The 20,744-nt window shown below is 34.6% G+C and carries 18 protein-coding genes; 12 read left to right on the top strand and 6 right to left on the bottom strand.

The genetic code is table 11. The features are described 5' to 3' along the window. Positions 1 to 238: 238 nt before the first annotated feature. Entirely contained in the window at positions 239 to 892 is a 654-nt protein-coding gene (locus tag ACP7AT_RS12770) for a hypothetical protein (protein ID WP_426064717.1), read from the bottom strand. Between the two features lie 140 nt (positions 893 to 1,032). Further along, on the bottom strand, positions 1,033 to 2,076 hold the full coding sequence (locus tag ACP7AT_RS12775) for a tyrosine-type recombinase/integrase (protein WP_426064718.1): 1,044 nt from the start codon (positions 2,074 to 2,076) through the stop codon (positions 1,033 to 1,035). A 283-nt stretch (positions 2,077 to 2,359) separates the two neighbouring features. Between ACP7AT_RS12775 and tgt the strand changes: the two genes are divergently transcribed. The 9 genes from tgt to ACP7AT_RS12820 all read left to right on the top strand — a co-directional run bounded on the left by tgt (position 2,360) and on the right by ACP7AT_RS12820 (position 12,300). Beyond that, entirely contained in the window at positions 2,360 to 3,490 is a 1,131-nt protein-coding gene (gene tgt / locus ACP7AT_RS12780) for a tRNA guanosine(34) transglycosylase Tgt (protein WP_091209193.1), read from the top strand. Between the two features lie 73 nt (positions 3,491 to 3,563). After that, positions 3,564 to 4,652 carry an LptF/LptG family permease gene (locus tag ACP7AT_RS12785; RefSeq protein ID WP_426064719.1) on the top strand — a complete coding sequence of 363 codons (1,089 nt, stop codon included), beginning with the start codon at positions 3,564 to 3,566 and terminating at the stop codon, positions 4,650 to 4,652. Further along, positions 4,639 to 5,526, top strand: coding sequence for a DMT family transporter (locus tag ACP7AT_RS12790; RefSeq protein ID WP_426064720.1), 888 nt, complete (start codon positions 4,639 to 4,641; stop codon positions 5,524 to 5,526). The genes ACP7AT_RS12785 and ACP7AT_RS12790 overlap by 14 nt, the downstream gene beginning before the upstream one ends. A gap of 115 nt (positions 5,527 to 5,641) precedes the next feature. Continuing rightward, the gene (locus tag ACP7AT_RS12795) at positions 5,642 to 6,595 is read left to right on the top strand and encodes an acetyl-CoA carboxylase carboxyltransferase subunit alpha (RefSeq protein WP_426064722.1); all 954 of its coding nucleotides are present in this window, start codon (positions 5,642 to 5,644) and stop codon (positions 6,593 to 6,595) included. A gap of 140 nt (positions 6,596 to 6,735) precedes the next feature. Further along, positions 6,736 to 8,280 carry a replicative DNA helicase gene (gene dnaB / locus ACP7AT_RS12800; RefSeq protein WP_426064723.1) on the top strand — a complete coding sequence of 515 codons (1,545 nt, stop codon included), beginning with the start codon at positions 6,736 to 6,738 and terminating at the stop codon, positions 8,278 to 8,280. Positions 8,281 to 8,663: 383 nt separating this feature from the next. After that, complete coding sequence (locus tag ACP7AT_RS12805) at positions 8,664 to 9,062, top strand: hypothetical protein (RefSeq protein WP_426064724.1); 399 nt, start codon at positions 8,664 to 8,666, stop codon at positions 9,060 to 9,062. A 1,127-nt stretch (positions 9,063 to 10,189) separates the two neighbouring features. Next, complete coding sequence (locus ACP7AT_RS12810) at positions 10,190 to 10,870, top strand: hypothetical protein (protein ID WP_426064725.1); 681 nt, start codon at positions 10,190 to 10,192, stop codon at positions 10,868 to 10,870. Further along, positions 10,834 to 11,628 (top strand): sensor histidine kinase, encoded by a 795-nt coding sequence (locus ACP7AT_RS12815; protein WP_426064726.1) that lies wholly within the window; start codon positions 10,834 to 10,836, stop codon positions 11,626 to 11,628. The genes ACP7AT_RS12810 and ACP7AT_RS12815 overlap by 37 nt, the downstream gene beginning before the upstream one ends. Positions 11,629 to 11,631: 3 nt before the next feature. Further along, entirely contained in the window at positions 11,632 to 12,300 is a 669-nt protein-coding gene (locus tag ACP7AT_RS12820; RefSeq protein ID WP_426064727.1) for a response regulator transcription factor, read from the top strand. Positions 12,301 to 12,365: 65 nt separating this feature from the next. Here the strand turns inward: ACP7AT_RS12820 and ACP7AT_RS12825 are convergent, their stop codons facing one another. Beyond that, on the bottom strand, positions 12,366 to 13,016 hold the full coding sequence (locus tag ACP7AT_RS12825; protein ID WP_426064728.1) for a DUF547 domain-containing protein: 651 nt from the start codon (positions 13,014 to 13,016) through the stop codon (positions 12,366 to 12,368). 404 nt (positions 13,017 to 13,420) lie between these two features. On the opposite strand from ACP7AT_RS12825, the gene ACP7AT_RS12830 reads away from it, so the two are divergent. Continuing rightward, on the top strand, positions 13,421 to 14,605 hold the full coding sequence (locus ACP7AT_RS12830) for an asparagine synthetase B (protein ID WP_426064729.1): 1,185 nt from the start codon (positions 13,421 to 13,423) through the stop codon (positions 14,603 to 14,605). 127 nt (positions 14,606 to 14,732) lie between these two features. On the opposite strand, the gene cphA is transcribed toward ACP7AT_RS12830, so the two are convergent. Continuing rightward, positions 14,733 to 17,357: a cyanophycin synthetase gene (gene cphA, locus ACP7AT_RS12835; protein WP_426064731.1), complete on the bottom strand. Its 2,625-nt coding sequence runs from the start codon at positions 17,355 to 17,357 to the stop codon at positions 14,733 to 14,735. A 269-nt stretch (positions 17,358 to 17,626) separates the two neighbouring features. Between cphA and ACP7AT_RS12840 the strand changes: the two genes are divergently transcribed. Continuing rightward, positions 17,627 to 18,499: a cyanophycinase gene (locus ACP7AT_RS12840; RefSeq protein WP_426064732.1), complete on the top strand. Its 873-nt coding sequence runs from the start codon at positions 17,627 to 17,629 to the stop codon at positions 18,497 to 18,499. A gap of 34 nt (positions 18,500 to 18,533) precedes the next feature. Continuing rightward, on the top strand, positions 18,534 to 19,376 hold the full coding sequence (locus tag ACP7AT_RS12845) for an isoaspartyl peptidase/L-asparaginase (RefSeq protein ID WP_426064733.1): 843 nt from the start codon (positions 18,534 to 18,536) through the stop codon (positions 19,374 to 19,376). 22 nt (positions 19,377 to 19,398) lie between these two features. Here ACP7AT_RS12845 and ACP7AT_RS12850 read toward each other — a convergent pair whose 3' ends face one another. Further along, a complete protein-coding gene (locus tag ACP7AT_RS12850) occupies positions 19,399 to 20,139 on the bottom strand; it encodes an endonuclease/exonuclease/phosphatase family protein (protein WP_426064734.1) in 741 nt (246 codons plus the stop codon). 213 nt (positions 20,140 to 20,352) lie between these two features. Continuing rightward, positions 20,353 to 20,658, bottom strand: coding sequence for a hypothetical protein (locus ACP7AT_RS12855; protein WP_426064735.1), 306 nt, complete (start codon positions 20,656 to 20,658; stop codon positions 20,353 to 20,355). Positions 20,659 to 20,744 lie beyond the last annotated feature (86 nt).

Genomic DNA, 20,744 nt, shown 5'->3' on the forward strand with positions numbered 1-20,744 from the left:
GCAACTTGTTAAGTAGAAAAAAAGTCCACCTATTAAAATAAATCCGATAATAGTATATGTCATTTTCATTGATGTAATTCTGTTGTTGGTTTTGCAACGGTTGCTTGTAACGTCCCGCTGCTTTGAGATGGCTGGAAGTTCGTAAACGCTCAGTTTTCGGCTTAACGAAAAATTGATGCGAAACGGTAATTCCACTAAATTCCGGCTATATCAAAACAGCTGTTGTATGCTGGCTTTATTATTTTTTCCAATGTTCAATTTTGAAACTATTCAGCGTTGAATCTTTTGATATTTTTATTTTTAATGTTTTTACTTCCACGGGGTCAATATCCCAACCATAATCGGTCATCAATTCATAACTAATTGTTCTTTCAATTTCATCATTTAAGTTTTGTGGCGCTCCTAATAAACTTATTATTTTTTTGTACGTTGTGCCTTTTTTTAAATAATTTTCTGTTAAATCTCCAATCATTTCTTCACGATAAAGATAGAATCCATCTTCTCTTTTGTTCCACTTTATTTTGTCAAATTTTTGGCTTTTACCAACGCAGGAATTTATTAATGAAAGCATTAAAATCATAAAAAAAAATATTAGTAAAATTAAACAGCCATTTTTCTTTTTTTTGTCGGAACTGCGTATATTTTCAATATTGTCTTTGGCATTTTTTTCTGTCAAAAAATATCCTCGCCAAGCATTTTCAGGTATTGATAACCACCAATTTTGATTACAATTTCCACAAGTGTAAGTGTAATGAAAGTCGTCCAAATATTCGTTTTTTGAATTTATAAGCTCTAAGTATTTTGATTTTTTTCCCAGTGTTTTTTCAAAATCATTAAAATCTGATTGGCTGTCAAATCTGAATATCTCTTTATCAAAACATTTTTCGCACATATTTTTAAGGTATTGATTTTCAGCAAGCTTGCATACAACTTGTATATACTCGCTACAAAGTAGCGACAATCTACCCAATTTAGGATGGATAGTCGCTACGGAGTAGCGTATTTTTATCAAATGTATAAATAATATTTTTATTACAAATCATCAAAAGGACTTTTTATTTGTTGGATACTTTTTGTACTTACGTGGGTATATATTTCGGTCGTTTTGCTGCTATTGTGTCCCAATAATTCTTGAATGTACCTCAAATCGGTTCCGCTTTCAAGTAAATGAGTAGCATAACTGTGGCGTAACCAGTGCAAAGTAACGGGTTTTCTGATTCCTGATTTTTGTATGGCTTGTTTTAAAACTTGTTGTAAGCTTCTATCATCATAGGGCTTTCCTTTGATTTGTCCTTCAAACAAATACGTTGTGGGTTTAAATACTTTATAATACTCCCGTAGCATTTCTAAAATTTTTGGGCTTAATGGGACTATCCTGTCTTTTTTGCCTTTTGAATTTTTAAGCAATACAATATTCCGCATTGAATCTATGTGAACGGGCTGGAGAGCCAATAATTCGCCACAACGCAGGCCACAACTATAAATCAATGAAAGCATCATTTTATGTTTGATGTTACTATGAGCGTTTAATATCAATTTTATTTCTTCTTTGCTTAATATATTGGGTAAAAGTTTAGCTCGTTTTGGTCGGTGAATTTTATCTATTTCAATTTTTGTTGCTCTGACTGTCATAAAATACAGTTTTATAGCGTTAACGATTTGGTTTTGGTAAGATGCTGACAAATTATTCTTTAAGATATAGTCATTGTTGTAAATGATTACATCGTCATTTGTGATTTCGGAAATGGGTTTTTCCCGATAGAAGATCAAAAAAGATTTCAAGGCTTCGCTATAGGTAGTAATGGTGCTTTCACTATACCGTTTAGAACACATCCATTGTTTGAATTTTTCGATTTGTGTTATTCCTTCGCTTGAAGGGACCAAATTTGCAGGGGGCGCTATGTTAAAACGCAGTCTGTTTTCCTCTGTGTCTGGAAGGTGCCAAACCGTTTTTTGCTGGCTCCACCGTGCGCCTTCTATTTGTTTGATCCTGGCAATCAGGTCTTGATTTTTTTCAAAATAAACGGCAATTCTATTTTCACTGTTGTGTTTTATCAGTTTTGCTGCCCAAGTCATATCGTGTTGATTTTGTGATTGAAAGATAGTAATTATTTTGGTAAATGAGGTTTTATTACTGCAATGTCGCTGGTGGTATTAAGGCTGTTTTGCGTGAGGGATAAAAGTGAAAATCCTTTTATGAAGCGTAGCGGAATAAAAGATTATAGCGGATAGCCCGACCTTTTTAGGGCACGCCCCAATTGATTTGCTAAATCTTGATTAATTTTTTAAATTATCTAATTATCTAGTTTTCAAATTAACCTATCTTTGCCCGCCGAACAATCGGAAGAAATATGCCAATATGAAGTTTGATTTATTAAAAAAAGATCCGCTGTCTAAAGCCAGAGCGGGAAGTATTACTACTGATCATGGGGTGATCGAAACCCCAATTTTTATGCCTGTTGGAACCGTAGCTTCAGTAAAAGGAGTGCATCAGCGGGAATTGAAAGAAGATATAAATCCGGATATTATCCTGGGAAACACCTACCACTTATACTTGCGTCCGCAAACCGAAATTCTTGAGAAAGCCGGTGGTTTGCATAAATTTATGAACTGGGACCGTAATATTTTGACGGATTCCGGAGGATACCAAGTGTATTCGCTTTCGGCCAACCGAAAAATTAAGGAGGAAGGCGTGAAGTTCAAATCGCATATCGATGGTTCCTATCACTTCTTTACACCAGAGAATGTGATGGAAATTCAGCGTACCATAGGGGCCGATATTATCATGGCTTTTGATGAATGTACACCCTATCCGTGTGATTACAACTACGCAAAACGCTCGATGAAAATGACGCACCGCTGGCTGGACCGTTGCATCAATCATTTAGACACACAGCCTGTTAAATACGGGTATGATCAAACGTTTTTCCCGATTGTTCAGGGAAGTTGTTACAAAGACTTACGCCAACAATCAGCAGAATATATCGCAAATTCCAATCAACAAGGAAACGCGATCGGCGGACTCTCAGTAGGGGAACCTGCCGAGGAAATGTATGCCATGACTGAAATTGTTTGTGAAATTCTGCCCGAAGACAAACCGCGGTACCTGATGGGTGTGGGAACTCCAATAAATATTCTCGAAAATATTGCGCTTGGAATCGACATGTTTGATTGTGTAATGCCTACGCGCAACGCCAGAAACGGAATGTTGTTTACAGCAAATGGTACGATTAATATCAAAAACAAAAAGTGGGAAGCTGATTTTTCGCCCGTTGACGAAATGGGAATCACCTTTGTAGATACAGAATACACCAAAGCGTATTTGCGTCACCTTTTTGCTGCCAATGAATACCTCGGGAAACAAATTGCTACGATACATAATCTTGGTTTTTACATGTGGTTGGTTCGTGAGGCCAGAAAACATATCTTAGCGGGCGATTTCAAGCCTTGGAAAGAAATGATGGTAAAAAATATGAATCAGAGACTGTAAAATAATTATGAATTATAAATGATGAGTTAGGTTGTATCTCATAATTCATAATTCATAACTCATAATTTAAAATATGCTAACAATAATAGACAAATACATCCTAAAAAGATATTTAGCCACATTTGTGGTGATGCTGTTGTTGTTTATCCCGATAGGAATCGTTGTTGACGTATCCGAGAAGATCAATAAAATGCTGGAAAATAAAGTTCCGATTTTAGAGATCGGGCTTTATTACTACAACTTTACGGTTTATTTTGCGAACTCTCTTTTTCCAATATTTTTGTTTTTATCGGTGATTTGGTTCACCTCAAAACTGGCGAATGATACGGAGATTATCGCTATTTTAAGTTCGGGGATTTCATTTACACGATTTTTGAGACCGTATATTATAGGCGCATCTATCGTTTCTGTTTTTGTATTGTTAATGGGATTTTTTGTTGTTCCGGCTGCCAGTGAAGGATTCAATAACTTTAGGTACACGTACTTGAAAGGAGGCGGAAAAGAAGCCATGCGCGGTGATAATACAGATGTGTACCGCCAAATCAATGACAATGAGTTTATTTATGTAAACAGTTTTAATACCGAGTCTAAAACGGCTTTTAATTTTTCATTGGAAAAATTTAAAAATGAAAAACTTATCTATAAAATTACGGCCAGCAGAATCAAATGGAATCCAAAGGACAGTACTTACACGATGTTTGATTACACGAAAAGAACAGTGGGTGAACTAAATGATAAAATTGAAAAGCTACCCCAAAAAGATGCTGTTTTCGCGTTTGATTTAGAGGATTTAACACCTGTAGTTTACATTGCAGAAACTTTAAGTTTAGGAAAATTGAATGCCTTTATCGAGAAAGAAAGAGAAAGAGGATCTTCTAACATCAATGTGTATTTGGTGGTATTATATAAAAAATACAGCGTTCCGGTATCGGCATTTATTCTCACTATCATTGCGGTTGCGGTTTCTTCAATGAAACGAAGAGGAGGAATGGGGACCAATTTAGCCATTGGAATTGCATTGGCTTTTGCCTTTGTGTTTTTTGATAAAATCTTTGGCGTATTAGCCGAAAAATCGAGTATTCCGCCAATGTTAGCCGTTTGGTTGCCTAATATTGCTTTCGGAATTTTAGCCATTTATTTATTACGAAATGCAAAACGATAATTTAAAAAGTTACTTAAATCTTCATTTAATTGTTTTTATTTGGGGTTTTACCGCCATCTTAGGCGCTTTAATTACTATTACAGCAGATGCTTTAGTTTGGTATCGCATGTTTTTTGCCGGGGTATTTTTAGCCATTTTTATACTATTAAAGAAAAAATCGTTCAGAATCCCTTTAAAATCTTTTTTCAAATTAATTTTTGTCGGCTTGTTGATTGCATTGCATTGGATCTTCTTTTTCAAAGCGATCCATGTTTCCAATGTGTCAATTACGCTATCGGTTTTTTCGTTGGGTGCTTTTTTTGCATCAATATTAGAGCCATTGTTTTATGGTCGAAAGGTATTGTGGTACGAAGTTTTTTTTGGACTCATCATTATCGCTGGATTGGCACTGATCATGAAGGTCGAAATCAATTATCTTGACGGAATGTTATACGCTTTGGCGTCGATTATATTAGGCGTTTTATTTACGTTAATGAACGGAAAACTGATTGCAGATCACGATCCTTCGGTAATTTCTTTTTATGAATTTCTGGCGGGCGTTTGTTTCATCTCGATTTACTTTTTGTTTCAAGGGAAATTCACTTCTGACTTTTTTGTATTGACCGCTAATAATTGGATTCTAATTCTGATTCTGGCTTCCATTTGCACGGCGTATGCCTTTACAGCTTCGGTGAAAGTAATGCAGAAATTAACACCATACACCGTAATGTTGACGACGAATCTGGAACCGGTTTACGGCATTGTGTTGGCGTATTTTATCCTTGGAGGAAAAGAAAAAATGAGTTTTGAATTTTACATTGGCGCACTGATCATAGTCATCACCGTAATCCTGAATGGTGCTATTAAACATTATCAAAAGGGCAAAACAGAATAAGAATCTACTGCTTTGTTGAAGCAAACTTTTACACATAAATAGAATATTTACCTTTTCGACCGATTTAAAATTTTATATTTGCGGTTCCAAATAAAAACAAAAACGCAAAAATCCTATGGAATATTTAGATTTTGAGCTTCCAATAAAAGAACTAGAAGAACAGTTAGACAAATGTCTCATTATTGGTCAGGAATCAGATGTTGATGTAACGAATACTTGCAAACAAATCAACAAGAAACTAGAAGAGACTAAAAGAAAAATATACAAAAACTTGACTGCTTGGCAGCGTGTACAACTTTCCAGACACCCAAGTCGTCCGTATACAATGGATCACGTTCGCGCTTTGTGTGGCGACACTTTTCTGGAACTTTTTGGCGACAGAGGTTTTAAGGATGACAAAGCCATGATAGGTGGTTTAGGAAAAATTGACGGACAATCGTTTATGATTGTGGGACAACAAAAAGGATTTAATACCAAGACGCGTCAGTTCCGTAATTTTGGAATGGCCAATCCGGAAGGATATAGAAAAGCGCTGCGATTGATGAAAATGGCAGAGAAATTTGGCATTCCTGTTTTGACTTTGATTGACACTCCGGGAGCTTATCCTGGATTAGAAGCTGAAGAACGCGGACAAGGAGAAGCGATTGCCAGAAACATATTTGAAATGATTCGTTTAAAAGTGCCTATTATCACTGTTATTGTTGGTGAAGGAGCTTCTGGTGGAGCATTAGGAATAGGAGTGGGTGACAAAGTATACATGATGGAAAACACTTGGTATTCCGTTATTTCTCCAGAATCATGCTCGTCTATTTTATGGAAAAGCTGGGAATATAAAGAACAGGCTGCTGAGGCCTTGAAATTGACTTCAGCTGACATGAAAAAACAAAAATTAGTGGATGATATTATTCCGGAACCTTTAGGTGGAGCGCATTACGACAGAGAAACCACTTTCAAAACGGTGGAGCAATATATCATGAAAGGTTTTAACGAATTGAAAGACTTATCAACAGCCGAATTAGTGGCTCAAAGAATGGAGAAATACAGTAAAATGGGTGAGTATAAAGAGTAAAATCTTACAAAATATAATTTGATCCGAAGCCTTACCGTTTCGGATTTTTTTTGGGTTATAAACAAAAAATAGTTACTTATGAACATTTATTTGTAACAACTCAATGCCAATTTTTTTTTTATTTTTGCTACTTTCGCTCTATGGAAAACTTCAGAAATATTAGTCCTGTTAAGGTTGATAAAACTACTATTATAAGCCTTGAAAAAGGAAAATTGCAACCGCAAGTTCTCGATTTAGAAGAGGCTGTACTGGGTGCCATGATGATTGACAAAAAAGGGGTTGATGATGTAATTGACATTCTGCAGCCCGATGCTTTTTACAAGGAAGCACACAAACATATATTTGAGGCTATCGTGCAACTGTTTACAGAAACGCAGCCTATTGACTTATTAACCGTTTCTGCGCAGCTCAAGAAAAATGCAAAATTAGAATTGGCAGGCGGTGATTTTTACTTAATTCAGCTTACGCAAAAGATATCGTCTTCTGCACACATCGAATTTCACTCCAGAATCATACTTCAAAAATTTATTCAACGCAGTTTGATTCGGATTTCGACTGAAATTATTGAAGAATCCTACGATGAAACAACAGATGTTTTTGATTTATTAGACAGAGCCGAATCTAAATTATACGAAGTAACACAAGGAAATATAAAACGTAGTTCGGAGACGGCGCAGAGTTTAGTATTGCAAGCCAAAAAACGAATTGAAGAAATTGCAGGCCAAGAGGGTTTGAGTGGTGTTGCAACCGGTTTTGACAAACTGGACAAGATTACTTCAGGCTGGCAGCCAAGCGATTTAATCATTATAGCGGCAAGACCTGCAATGGGAAAAACAGCATTTGTACTATCGATGGCTCGAAATATGGCAATCGATTACGGAATGCCAGTGGCCTTATTTTCTCTGGAGATGGCATCTGTACAATTAATTACCCGTTTGATATCCTCAGAAACTGGTTTGTCATCGGAGAAATTACGTACCGGAAAACTGGAAAAGCACGAATGGGAACAACTGAGTACCAAAGTTAAGAATTTAGAAAAAGCACCTCTGTTTATTGATGATACACCTTCATTGTCTATTTTTGATTTAAGGGCTAAATCAAGACGTTTAGTTTCACAACACGGAATCCGAATTATTATTGTCGATTATTTGCAATTGATGACAGCTGGAGGAAACGGAAAAGGTGGAGGAAATAGAGAGCAGGAGATTTCAACAATTTCACGAAACTTAAAAGCATTAGCCAAGGAATTGAACGTTCCTGTAATTGCCCTTTCGCAATTGTCCCGTGCGGTAGAAACTCGTGGATCCAGCAAAAGACCTTTATTATCTGATTTACGTGAATCGGGAGCGATTGAACAAGATGCGGATATTGTATCTTTTTTATACCGTCCCGAATATTACAAAATTGACGAATGGGATGACGATGAAGCTTCACCAACTGCGGGTCAGGCGGAAATAATGATTGCCAAGCATCGTAACGGTAGTATTGAAAACGTTCGACTAAAGTTTATAGGACACTTAGGAAAATTTGATAATCTGGAAGATTATAGCGGTGGTTATGATGATTTACCATCCAGTATGAATCAGGATGATAATCCTTTTATCACCAAAAATTTACCGTCTGCCAATGACGCGTTTGGAAGCAATTTGAATGATCCGGATGATGATAGTGATGTTCCTTTTTAACATACGTTCCTTTTTTGAAATACGATTCAAGCCTACTTTTGTAGGCTTTTTTTGTAATTAATACCATTTTAGTTTTTAAAATACCGGAATATTTATTGTCAATAGTGTCATTTCAACCAAGGAGATTTAAACGAAGTGAACAAGTGAAACAAATCACATCAAGTTATTCAGATTATAAGATTTATTTCTTTAAGTGTCAGGATCTAAATGACAAATGTGTGCTTATTATTCCAGTAAATACAAAAGTAAAACTGTAAATATTTACTTAGTGTAACATTTTTTATATTGTACATAAACCTTTTCTTCATAAAAGCAAAAAAAAACAGTACTTTAGATTTTCTTTTTCTTAACGGAATAGTAGTATAACTAAAAAACTAAACATTATGTCAGAAGAAGCCGTAACAGGTAACAATGCATCTGAGGGTGCAAAAAAACTAAACACCATTTCGCTAATAGAGGCAAAAAAATGGGCCAAGCGATGGAAGAAAAAAGAAGGGAACTACAACAAACACCACGAATTAAATGCCTTTTTAATTCCAAAAATAGATTTATTGGAAGTATTGACCGAAGACGTTGATGCCGTAAGAGCCTATATTGGGATTGATGATAATGGAGTGGAGAAACTAATGATCGTAGGTACGAAATACGACCCACTAACAAAGATTTATGTCGATATGATTACCGTTGGGGTGGGGAATGAGCCAGCCGGGCAAGATGATATTTATGATTTTACAACTCCTTGTCCAAATGCGTGTGATAAAAATAGCCCGCTTAACCAGTAGCCGTTTGATTTTAAAAGTTTGAAATTTGTATAACATTAAAATTTAATAATTATACTTTTAGACAAAAACTTATTAGATTATATCTCTAACGAAGTGTCCCAATCTGTGAAAGGATAATGTGACGACATCTAATCTGGTTTACAAAACGCTGTATTGGTAGAGAAAAATTTGATTTTGAGCATACTAAGTATTTCAGAAAAAATAGTAGGTATTCGCTTTATGTATGGTTTAGAGGACCATTTAAATCTTAACTCTATTCGACTTTTATTGATACCGCGTTGCAAATAAGATTTCGGCACCTAATTTATTCCGATTTTAACAAAAAATGGTTGTCGTGAATATTTTGGGAATCGTTATTTTGTAGATGAAGTATCTGAATTATTAGCAAATTTTGTACAGTATCAAATGCAATTTAATGATGCTTTAGAATACAAAAAAAAAACAATAAGAGGAGGTTTTTTTGGTGAGAATTCTTTGGATAACAGGTTTTAGAATTAGAATTGCGAGTTTATGGCTTTTTATTTTGAGATAAGTGATAACATTATCAAGTCCGTTCTCTTACCTTAAAATGATCAAACGCGAAATTTTGCTACCGTTTACATGGATTCGACCTCCAATGCCTACAAGGTTGTGATGGATATTAGACAAGTTTAGCAACATTGATGGTTGAAAAATATTCTACAGAGCGTGAATTGTTTTTTTATAGAAAGTTCAGGGATATCATATTTTTTTAAAATTGGATGGGAGTAGCAAGTATAACGAAATGTATTATTTTGTCTCACCTTTCGTAAGCAGTATGATTAAAATGCAGGATTACAAGGAAGAAGCTCTTTCTACGATATACTATGACAAAACAGTTCCTTTTAAAGCATTGATTAAAATAATAAATTAGAACAGGCTTTTGTATGGCTAAAGAACAAATTTGATGAGTAGGTGGGAGAATACAATGTTGCTTTAGTTTAATAGTATTAAAGATTTGTTGTTTTTATGTGGCGTTGTTTTTTAAGCAATGATTCATATTTTATGTAAATAGAAAAAAAATAATGGCAATTATCAATTAAAACTATGTACTAAAAGACTTATTAGAAAAGCATTCGTCAAATAAATTGATTATAAAACTTAATGAGATGGGTTTGTATACCACTATAAATTTAATGTTTTTGCCCTATGGCGCAAAGGAAATCTATGAATTGTTATATAAATCAGCCAATTACCTATTAGCTTTTAACATACTTTTATTTCTAAAAACTGCTGTTAAGGAAAAAATATTTGTAATATTTTTCTGTTATCTTTTGACAGTAGGTGTGATTCAATTCTATTCAACTTATTTATTTAATAAACGCATTAATAATATTTGGTTGTCCCACTATTATTTCATTTCTCAATTTTTATTTCTTAGCTTCTTTTATTATTATTTACTAAAAAAAAGGAAAATAAGAATTGTCATTGGCGGGATTATAATTTTTACGATGGTCGTTTTTACATTTCAATATTCGATTGAGGATCATGTTTTTGAAAAGTATAATTCATTAGGAATTTTTATCACGCAAGTTGTAATTTCGTCCTTTGCAGTACTATATTTCTTAAATACTCTTACTAAAGAAAAGTCATATTCATATATAAATTCCGGTATTTTTATTTATATGTTAACAAGTTCGTTAATTTTTGCGGCAGGAAATTTATTAGTTGAAACTGCTCCTTCTTTGTATATGTATTTTTGGGTATTAAATGCTTTCTTTTGTTTATTATATCAAATCTTAATTAATATCGAATGGTGGAAGAGCTTTTATCGGAGGAAAACAGATTAGTTTTAATTGTTGCACTTGGGGTCTTTCTAATATTATTCATGGCTTTGTTGCTAATACTTTTCTTTAAACTTTCACAAAGAAAAATCATTCAAAAAGAATTGGAAAAAAAAGATTTAGAAATTAAGTATCAAAAAGAGCTTTTAAGTGCTGTTATTATTACACAAGAAGAGGAACGCAAGCGTATTGCGCAAGATTTGCATGATGATATTAGTTCTAAACTCAATATAGTTTCATTAAACAGTCATTTGCTGACCGCGCCTAATTTAACCGCTAATGAAGTAATTGAAATCACAGCGAATATTATTAATCTTACACACAAAGCATTAGATAATTCAAGGAAAATTGCACACGGTTTGCTACCGCCTGTTTTAGATAAATTTGGATTGCATGCAGGCGTTGAGGAATTATGCATGGAATTTAGCAGTTCCAAAGCTGTAGATATAGATTATCAAAATAGAACGACATTTGCTATTTCTGATAACGACAAACATTTGCATGTGTTTAGAATTTTGCAGGAACTGATGAATAATTCATTACGGCATGGAAAAGCCACGGTTATTTCAATTCTTTTTGAAGAAGAAAATGGTGTAAAAAATTGTCATTACACGGATAACGGTACTGGTTTTGAAATCAAAAATAATAAAAATCAGCACGGTCTTGGAATGAAAAATATAGAAAGCAGAATCGCTTTTTTGAACGGTAAATTGACCTTGGAATCAGCATTAAACAAAGGGATTTCCGTAGTTTTTAATTTTTAAATAATGAATAAAACTATAAAAATTGTATTAGTGGATGATGAAATTCTTTTTAGAAAAGGAATTTCTTTTTTATTGGGGCGCGAGACAAATATTAAAATTATTTTTGAAGCTTCCAATGGGAACGAATTGATTTCTTTTCTCCAAAGCAATATAAACAATCACCCTGATATTATTATCATGGACTTAAAAATGCCCGGAATAAATGGTGTTGAAGCAACAAAGATCATGCATGCTGAGTTTCCGGAGTTAAAAATCATTGCATTAACGAGTTATAACTCTAAATCTTTTGTTGCAAATATGATTGATGTGGGTGCGGTTTCGTATTTAATAAAAACCGCGACGCCTCACGAATTACTGACAACTATAAATGAAGTTGCTGAAAAAGGATTTTATTATACGGATCATGTCATGAAAATTATTCAGGCGGACGTGTTGACTTCTAAAAAAACAAAAAGCATATTAGACACTACTTTTTTAACCGTTCGGGAAATTGAAGTGCTTAAGCTTATTTGTTCGCAAAAGAGTACAGTTGAAATTGCAGATGCTCTTTTTATTAGTCCAAGAACCGTTGAAGGACATAGAAATAATTTGTTGTTGAAGACAGATTCAAGAAATATTGCAGGCTTAGTTGTCTACGCAGTTCAAAATCAAATTATGCTGCTTGATGTCTAAGATTGCAGGTTAAATTCAAAAGTAAGAGCAATAGAGTTTATGGTTAGTAGGTATTTCTGGCGTTTTTAACTTTTTTTGAACTGAAACGTGTACCCTGTCATGTCTTTTTCTAAAGTTGTTTGCAATAATTCTTTAACGGAACTCATGCCTCCAAAATCTCGATGGTAGGAAAATAAAAATTTTGACGTTGTGATTAATTTTAAATCGGTATCGAAATGGGTCTGCGATTTGATCAGTTTTTTGGTGATTTTTTGGAGTTGTTCGTTGATAATTTCACTCTCATAATAATCAATTATTGGATTATTTAAACAAATACTTTTTAACGCAAAATGGATTCTGTAATCCAACTCTTTTACTGCCTGTGTTTTTATAAAATCAGAGTAAAATGGATTGGTAAAGTATCCAAAACCCATTTTAAATTTAGTCTTCCTTAAAATTCCGTGCTCAATATCGTTTAATGAAAGTAAACAATGAGCAATTTTTATTCTTTTCAATGTGAAAATGGAGTCACGATCTGCCGTATCTTTTGAAATGATATGAAAAAATGCATTGTAAATATTTATCCAAAATGTTTTTCTCAAATCATTAGTATCCAAACTTTTCTCCAGTTTGGCTTGTCGGATATAAAAAAGCTGTCTTCTGAGCAATGTCGAATCCCCTTCGAATTTTGCTATAGAGAGAATTTCCTCTGATAAAGTGGTATAATAATTTTTCAAAATGATTTTTTTTAGTGATTTACAGACGGAGATGTTGGAAACAAAGCATGTAGAAAGTTAAAATCAGAATTACTAATAGACATAATCCTATTTTTTTCAATAAATTCATTAAATTAAACGGGTCATTGCTTTCATTTGGATTCATTACTAAATTTTTCATTATGATTGCTTAAGAGATATCTGCGAATTTATGATTAAGATGTAGTTTGGCTATGCGTATTTTTACGTGTTTTATTAAAAAAGATAATTTTTGTAATTCATTTAAAAGTTAAATTTGAAATAATTCAAATGCTTAATTTCTATCTTTGAGGTATCAAAATTTTCAGAATATGCGCAAACGATTTCTATTTATACTCATTTTGTTACTGTCAATAACAAGTAAAGCGTCTTTTATTTTATTACCAATGGATGAAACTTCGCAGAAAAATCATCTGAAAGCGTATGGAATAACTTATTGGTGTTTGGATAAAAATTATAAAGCAAGCTGGTTACTCAATTACCGTGGCGGATCTTTTTTACTGCCTGATGCAGAGGAAATTCGTAAAGAATGTCAGATTCGGGGTGTCAGTTTTGAAATAATTTCTGATGGAGAAGAAGTAGCCATATTAAATGAAATTTCCAGTCCATCCCAGAATATGGAATCAGTAATATTAGAAAAAGCTCCAAAGATTGCCGTTTACACACCCAAAGGAAAACAACCTTGGGATGATGCTGTAACTTTGGTTTTGACCTATGCTGAAATTCCTTTTACTCCCATTTATGATGAAGAAGTACTTAGTGATCAATTATTGCTTTACGATTGGTTGCACTTGCACCACGAGGATTTTACGGGACAATACGGAAAATTTTATGGAGCCTATAAAAATGTTCCTTGGTATATTGAACAAAAGAAAGAGGCTGAAACATTAGCTTCAAAACTAGGATATTCCAAAGTTTCTACTGAAAAAGGAGCTGTAACCAAGAAAATCAGGGATTTTGTAATTGGAGGAGGATTTATGTTTGCGATGTGCTCGGCAACGGATAGTTTTGATATTGCTTTGGCGGCTGACGGACTTGATATTTGCGAAGCCATGTTTGATGGCGATGCCAGTGAAGGAAATTACCAATCAAAGATGAATTACAATAATTCTTTTGCCTTCAAAGATTTTATTTTGGAAAGAAGACCCGAGCAATATGAATTCTCAGATATTGATATGACTTCGAAACGAAGAATTCCTATGGACAAAGATTACTTTACTTTAATGGAATTTTCAGCAAAGTGGGACCCAATTCCTAGTATGTTGTGTCAAAATCACACGCAGTTGGTCAAAGGATTTATGGGGCAAACTACCGCTTTTGATTTGCCTCTAATAAAATCAAATGTCTTGGTTATGGGATCTTGTGAATTAAATGGGGAAGCACGTTATATTCATGGGCAAAAAGGCAAAGGGATGTTCACGTTTTATGGTGGACATGACCCCGAAGATTTTCAACATCAGGTGGGTGATCCACCTACGGTTTTAGACTTGCATTCTAATTCACCGGGCTATCGCTTGATTTTGAATAATGTGTTGTTTCCAGCAGCCAGAAAGAAAAAATTGAAAACATAAGGTAAAAATAAAAGTCAATCGGAAATCGATTGGCTTTTATTTTTTAGCCCTGATGGTAGTGGCATCCTTTCTTTGCCTTCTTTAGGCAAAGAAAGATATAACGGACAGCAGGAACAGCTTCTGAAAATTACAGCACTCCGTGTTCGTTTTCTTTGTCTAAATATTCTTGTACAATATCAATTGCATTCGTAACTACGTCGCTTAAGGCTGTGATGAAACTTCCTTCTTCGGCGCAATTTATGGCATGTTTTATCGCTTCGGTTTCTTTAGGAATAATTTCATAAGTAACGGTTTTACCGGAATTTTTGATACCTTCAAGAATTAAATTAATGATTTCATCTTCAGTTCTTCCTCTCAGGTATTTTTCTTGTCGGATGATAATGTGGTCGAACATTCGGGCGGCAATAGTGGCACATTCCCTGATATCTTCGTCACGACGGTCGCCAACTCCTGCTATAATTCCAATTTTCTTAGTAGCATCTACACTATGAAGGTATTCTTCGACACCTTTATAGCCTGATGCGTTGTGAGCAAAATCAATCAATACTTTGAATTTTTTAAACTCAAAAATATTCATACGACCTGGAGTTTGTGCGGCACTTGGAATAAAAGTTTGCAAAGACAAGCTGATATCTTCAGTTTTGAAACCCCATAAATAACTCGCTAAAGTGGCTGCAAGTACATTGGCAATCATGAATTTCGCTTTTCCGCCCAATGTTAAAGGTACGTGAGTGGCACGCTCGATGCGGATTTTCCATTCTCCTTTTTTGATGGTGATGAAACCATTTTCATAAACAGCAACTGTTTTTCCTTCGGCACAAAGTTTTTTTATGAAATCGCTGTCTTCGCTTAAACTGAAATATGCGACATTACAATTCAGGTCTTGACCTATTTTTACACAATGTTCGTCATCACCATTCAAGACAGCCCACCCGTTTTTCTTGATACTTTTGACCACTGTGGCTTTCACCCTGGCCAAATCACTTAAGGTATGAATGTCACTTAAACCCAAATGATCTTCCTGAATGTTAGTTATAATTCCGATATCACAACGGCTAAAACCCAGTCCAGAACGAAGAATTCCGCCTCTGGCAGTTTCCAGAACAGCGAATTCTACAGTTGGATCTCTCAAAATATATTCGGCGCTTAAAGGTCCTGTAGTATCTCCTTTTTCCATCATGTGATTTTGAACATAAATCCCGTCTGATGTGGTAAATCCTACTTTAAATCCATTATTTTTAACAATGTGTGCCAAAAGTCGGGTAGTAGTGGTTTTTCCATTAGTTCCTGTCACAGCAATTATTGGAATACGACATGATTTTCCCGGGGGATATAACATGTCAATTACCGGTGCCGCAACGTTTCTTGGCAATCCTTCCGAAGGCGCAAGGTGCATTCTAAAACCGGGCGCCGCGTTGACCTCCAAAATTACACCGCCATTTTCTTTTAGCGGTTGCGTTAAATTTTCGGCCATAATATCAACTCCGCAAACATCGAGTCCAATGACTCTTGAAATCCTTTCGGCAAGAAAGATATTTTCCGGGTGCATCATATCAGTTACATCTACAGATGTTCCGCCGGTGCTTAAATTTGCTGTGGATTTTAAAAATACAATTTCTCCAATATTTGGAATAGTTTCTAATGTGTAGTTTAGTTTTTTCAATAAATCTTCGGTATCCCGGTCGACATCAATTTGAGTCAGTACATTTTCATGTCCGTAACCTCTACGTGGGTCCAGATTTGTGGTGTCAATTAAATTCTGAATGTTGTCCGTTCCATTTCCTATAACATGAGCAGGAACTCTTTTTGCAGCAGCAACTAATTTATTATCGATAACTAATATTCTAAAATCGAAACCAGTAATGAATTTTTCTACAATGACACGTTGGCCGTATGCTTGCGCAAATGTTAAACCGGCAACCGCATCCTCCCAATTAGTAACATTAATAGAGGCGCCTTTTCCATGATTTCCGCCCAAAGGTTTTAGGACAATAGGATAGCCAATTTTTTGTATCACTTCAGCTAAACTGTCTTCGTCTATACAAATGCTTCCGCTGGCTACGGGAATGGAAGCCATTTCCAACATTTTTTTAGTTTGTTCTTTATTGCAGGCAATATCAACCGCAATGCTGCTTGTTTTGCAGGTAATTGTCGCCTGAAAACGCATTTGATTGATGCCGTATCCAAGTTGTACCAAAGAATTTGTTCCAAGTCGTATCCAAGGAATATCTCTGGAAACTGCTTCTTCCACAATACTTCCGGTGCTTGGCCCAAGTCTCACACGCTCGCGTATTTCTCTCATTTTCTGCAAGTCGGCATCCACATCATATTCAGTCCCCGCAATTAATGCTTCGGCAATGGCAACAGAGGATTCCGCTGCAAAAAGACCTACATTTTCTTCGGTATAACTGAAAACTACATTATAAGTTCCGGAAGTTTTAGTTTCTCTTGTTCTTCCAAAACCGGTTTCCATTCCGGCAAGCGACTGAATTTCGAGTGCAATATGTTCGATGACATGTCCCATCCAGGTTCCGCGTTCTACTCTGGAAAAAAATCCGCCTCTACAACCTTCAGAACAACGATGTTCAATCATTGAAGGAAACATCGCTTCAATTCGTTCTTTAAATCCGTCTATTTTATTGGTAGGTAATTGCTCCATTTCTTCCAAAGCCAAACGCATTTGAATTAATTTTTTTCGTCGAATACTCCAGATATTCGGTCCACGAAGGGCTTGTATTTTAATTATTTTCATAAAAACGGAAAAATTATTTTTGTTTAAAAATGCAGTTGAATAGAAAGTCTTAATTTTCATTTTCACCCAGTAATAATTTGGATAAAAAAAGTAAAGTACAATCTAATAATTCAATCTAAATAAGTTATGCTGTAACTAAAGTAAAGTTTTTACAATAGTAATCAAAATTTATTATTTGAAAATTAATGAATAGTATCTCTGTTGGTGATTATTCAAAAAAAAACACAACTTCAAAGGCTCTTTTTTATCTTTTTGGTTATTTTTACAAAATGAATATACTTGGAAAACTAATAATAATAGGCGGTGCAGTGGATAAAGGAAGTTTTACAGAAACCGATTTAGATAAAAATGCCACCAATAATTTAAACTTTTTTGAAACTGGAATTTTAAAAAGGATATTAAATGAATCAAAACACAAAGAAAAATCACGAATAGAAGTCATTACAACGGCTTCAGTCATTCCGAGAGAGATTGGTCCTGAATATGTTAAGGCATTTGAATATTTAAATGCTAAAAATATTGATATTTTACACATTGAAAGAAGAGAACAAGCAGCTGATGAAGCAGTTTTGGCCCGATTAAAAGCGGCTGATATTGTTATGTTTACCGGAGGTGATCAACTTAGATTGAGTTCTATTCTTGGTGGAACACGATTTCATGATATGTTATTGGATAAATATCATAATGAAGAATTTATATATGCCGGAACTTCGGCTGGAGCAGCAGCAGCCTCGAATAACATGATTTATCAGGGAAGTAGCTCAGAAGCATTACTAAAAGGTGAAGTTAAAATTTCAAGTGGATTGGGTTTAATTGATGGCGTTATTATCGATACTCATTTTGTGCAACGCGGCAGAATTGGCAGACTTTTTCAAGCAGTGGTTGGCAATCCTAGAGTATTGGGAATCGGACTTGGTGAGGATACAGGACTGTTAATTACTAATAATAAAGATATGGAAGCGATAGGTTCTGGTTTAGTTATTTTAGTGGACGGTCGCGAGATAAAAGATACTAATTTGACAAAAGTAGAGTTAGGTCAGCCCATATCCATCTCCCATTTGGTAACTCATGTCATGAGTAAATTTGACACTTACAATCTTGAAACGCACAAAATGTACATTCAATCTTCTCATTATTTGTAACATTTAATGGTGCAAACTAAAAGCATTATCAAATATGAAACTAATTATACATGGTGGTTTTTTCTCGGAATCATCAACCAATCACGAAACAAAAGTCGCTAAGCAAAAGGCTTTAGAACGAATTGTCAAAGATTCTTACGATTTTTTGAAAACACACACCGGATTAGAGACGGTTGTTTATGCTATTTCCCTTTTAGAAGATGACGAATTATTTAATGCTGGAACTGGATCGCAAATACAAAGTGACGGAAAAATAAGAATGAGTGCTGCGATTATGGATGGTGAAACCCAGAAAATGAGTGGCGTCATCAATATTGAAGCAGTTAAAAATCCTGTTCAGGTTGCCCAAGTGCTAATGCAATATGACGATAGAATTTTGGGAGGAAGTGGAGCAACTAATTTTGCAAGACAACATGGTTTTGAACCTTTTTCAACTGAAATTCCACAGCGAAAAGCGGAATATGAAGCGAAACTAAAATCACTGGGAACAGGAACGGTAGGTTGCGTGGCTTTGGACCAAAATGGTAAAATTGCCGCTGCGACTTCTACTGGCGGTAAGGGATTTGAAATGCCGGGTCGTATATCTGATTCCGCTACTGTAGCCGGGAATTATGCCAACGCATTTTGCGGCGTGAGTTTGACCGGAGTAGGTGAGGACATCGTGAGTAATGCGACGGCGGCAAAAATCGTCACTCGAGTTACCGATGGGTTTTCATTGCAAGACGCTTTCACCAAAACGTTTAACGAATTGAAACCTTATGATGGTTTTGCAGGCGCGATTGCTGTTGATAATCAAGGAAATGTGTTTCATCAGGATTCGCATCCAAGTATGGTTTTTGCCAGTTTTGACGGAGATAATTTTGAAGTTTTCGATTAAACTGTTATGAATTAAATTGTTGTTAATTTAAAGAAAATTCAAACCAAATAGGAATGTGATCCGATACTGTCCGGGCTTCTTTTAATGAAGTAAAATTTTTATAAAAGTGAATTATACCCGATTTTAGGGAATTTACTTTTAAAGAATTGTAATACATATTGTCAAATTCGGATGCGAGGCATTTTTCATTTTTACATTCTTGTTTAAGCGATGTTTTTTGATCAATCAAAATTGATTCGTACCCCATTTTTTTCAAAGGATTAAAAACGTTATGCGATTGTGGACAGTTAAAATCTCCCGAAAAAATTAAATTTAAATGAGGATATTCGTCCGGTAGAAATTTAAAATATTTAATTTCGGTTTCAGGTTGACTTTTTTTAGAAATGGCATGAAAATTTACCACTGTAAATTGTTTATTTTTATATTCGAACGTACAAAAATAGGGTTCTCTTACTATTTCTAGATGGTATTTTTGTTCGAGCCATGCTCTTCCAATTTTTGTTACCTTGCTAGTTTTCCAAATAAAAGCGTAACGCTCGGTTTTATAGGCACTACTGCTGGTCGGGTCACTAATCACATAATCCCATTTAGCACCTTTACGATTGAGTTCATCGGCCAGTTTTGCTACTGCCTGTGCTCCTCCATAACCCGCAACAATTTCCTGAATTGCAATGATGTCGTATTCTCTCAGCGTATTGGCGATGTAGTTTATTGTTTTCTCTGATTTAGATTTTCCAAAATTTTCTATATTCCAAGAAATCAATTTGGTTTGAGATAGAATGCTGAAGGGGGAAAGTACAAATAGAAGAAAACAAAAGGATTTCAATGCATTCAAATGTTACGGATGTTATAAGTTGTAAAATTAGAATAAATCGACGGTAGTTATTCGATATGGACCAGATTTAATTTATTATCTCTTTTAGTAAAATTGATAAAGGAAGGATTAAATTATTTCTTCATTTTTTTAAATTTGTAGCTATGAAACTGAAATTAGAGCTTCATTACTTTTTTGTATTTTAATAGTATAAATTTCTTTTCGAACCTCATTTACAATATCTATTGTAAGATGTTTTGATTTTAAATGTACTTTATTTTTAAAAATTTGACCGTTTTTTAAGCGTAATTTTAAGCTGTAGCTTTTGTAGTCATTCTTTTTTATAATGATAGCAATTACGACCAAGAAAGCAATGATTAGGATTAAGTCAATTTGGAAATATAAATAATTAAATGCCGCTATACCTGCAGCAGACAGCAATATTAGAACTTCATAAATGGTTTTCATTTTGTTTACAGTTATGTAAATTAGATCTAAATCAGAAAATAAAATTTGTTTATTTTCTTTTGTTTTGAGAATTAAAAGTATTCCAT

The sequence above is a fragment of the Flavobacterium sp. DSP2-3-1 genome, assembly GCF_049896865.1.
GTDB lineage: Bacteria > Bacteroidota > Bacteroidia > Flavobacteriales > Flavobacteriaceae > Flavobacterium.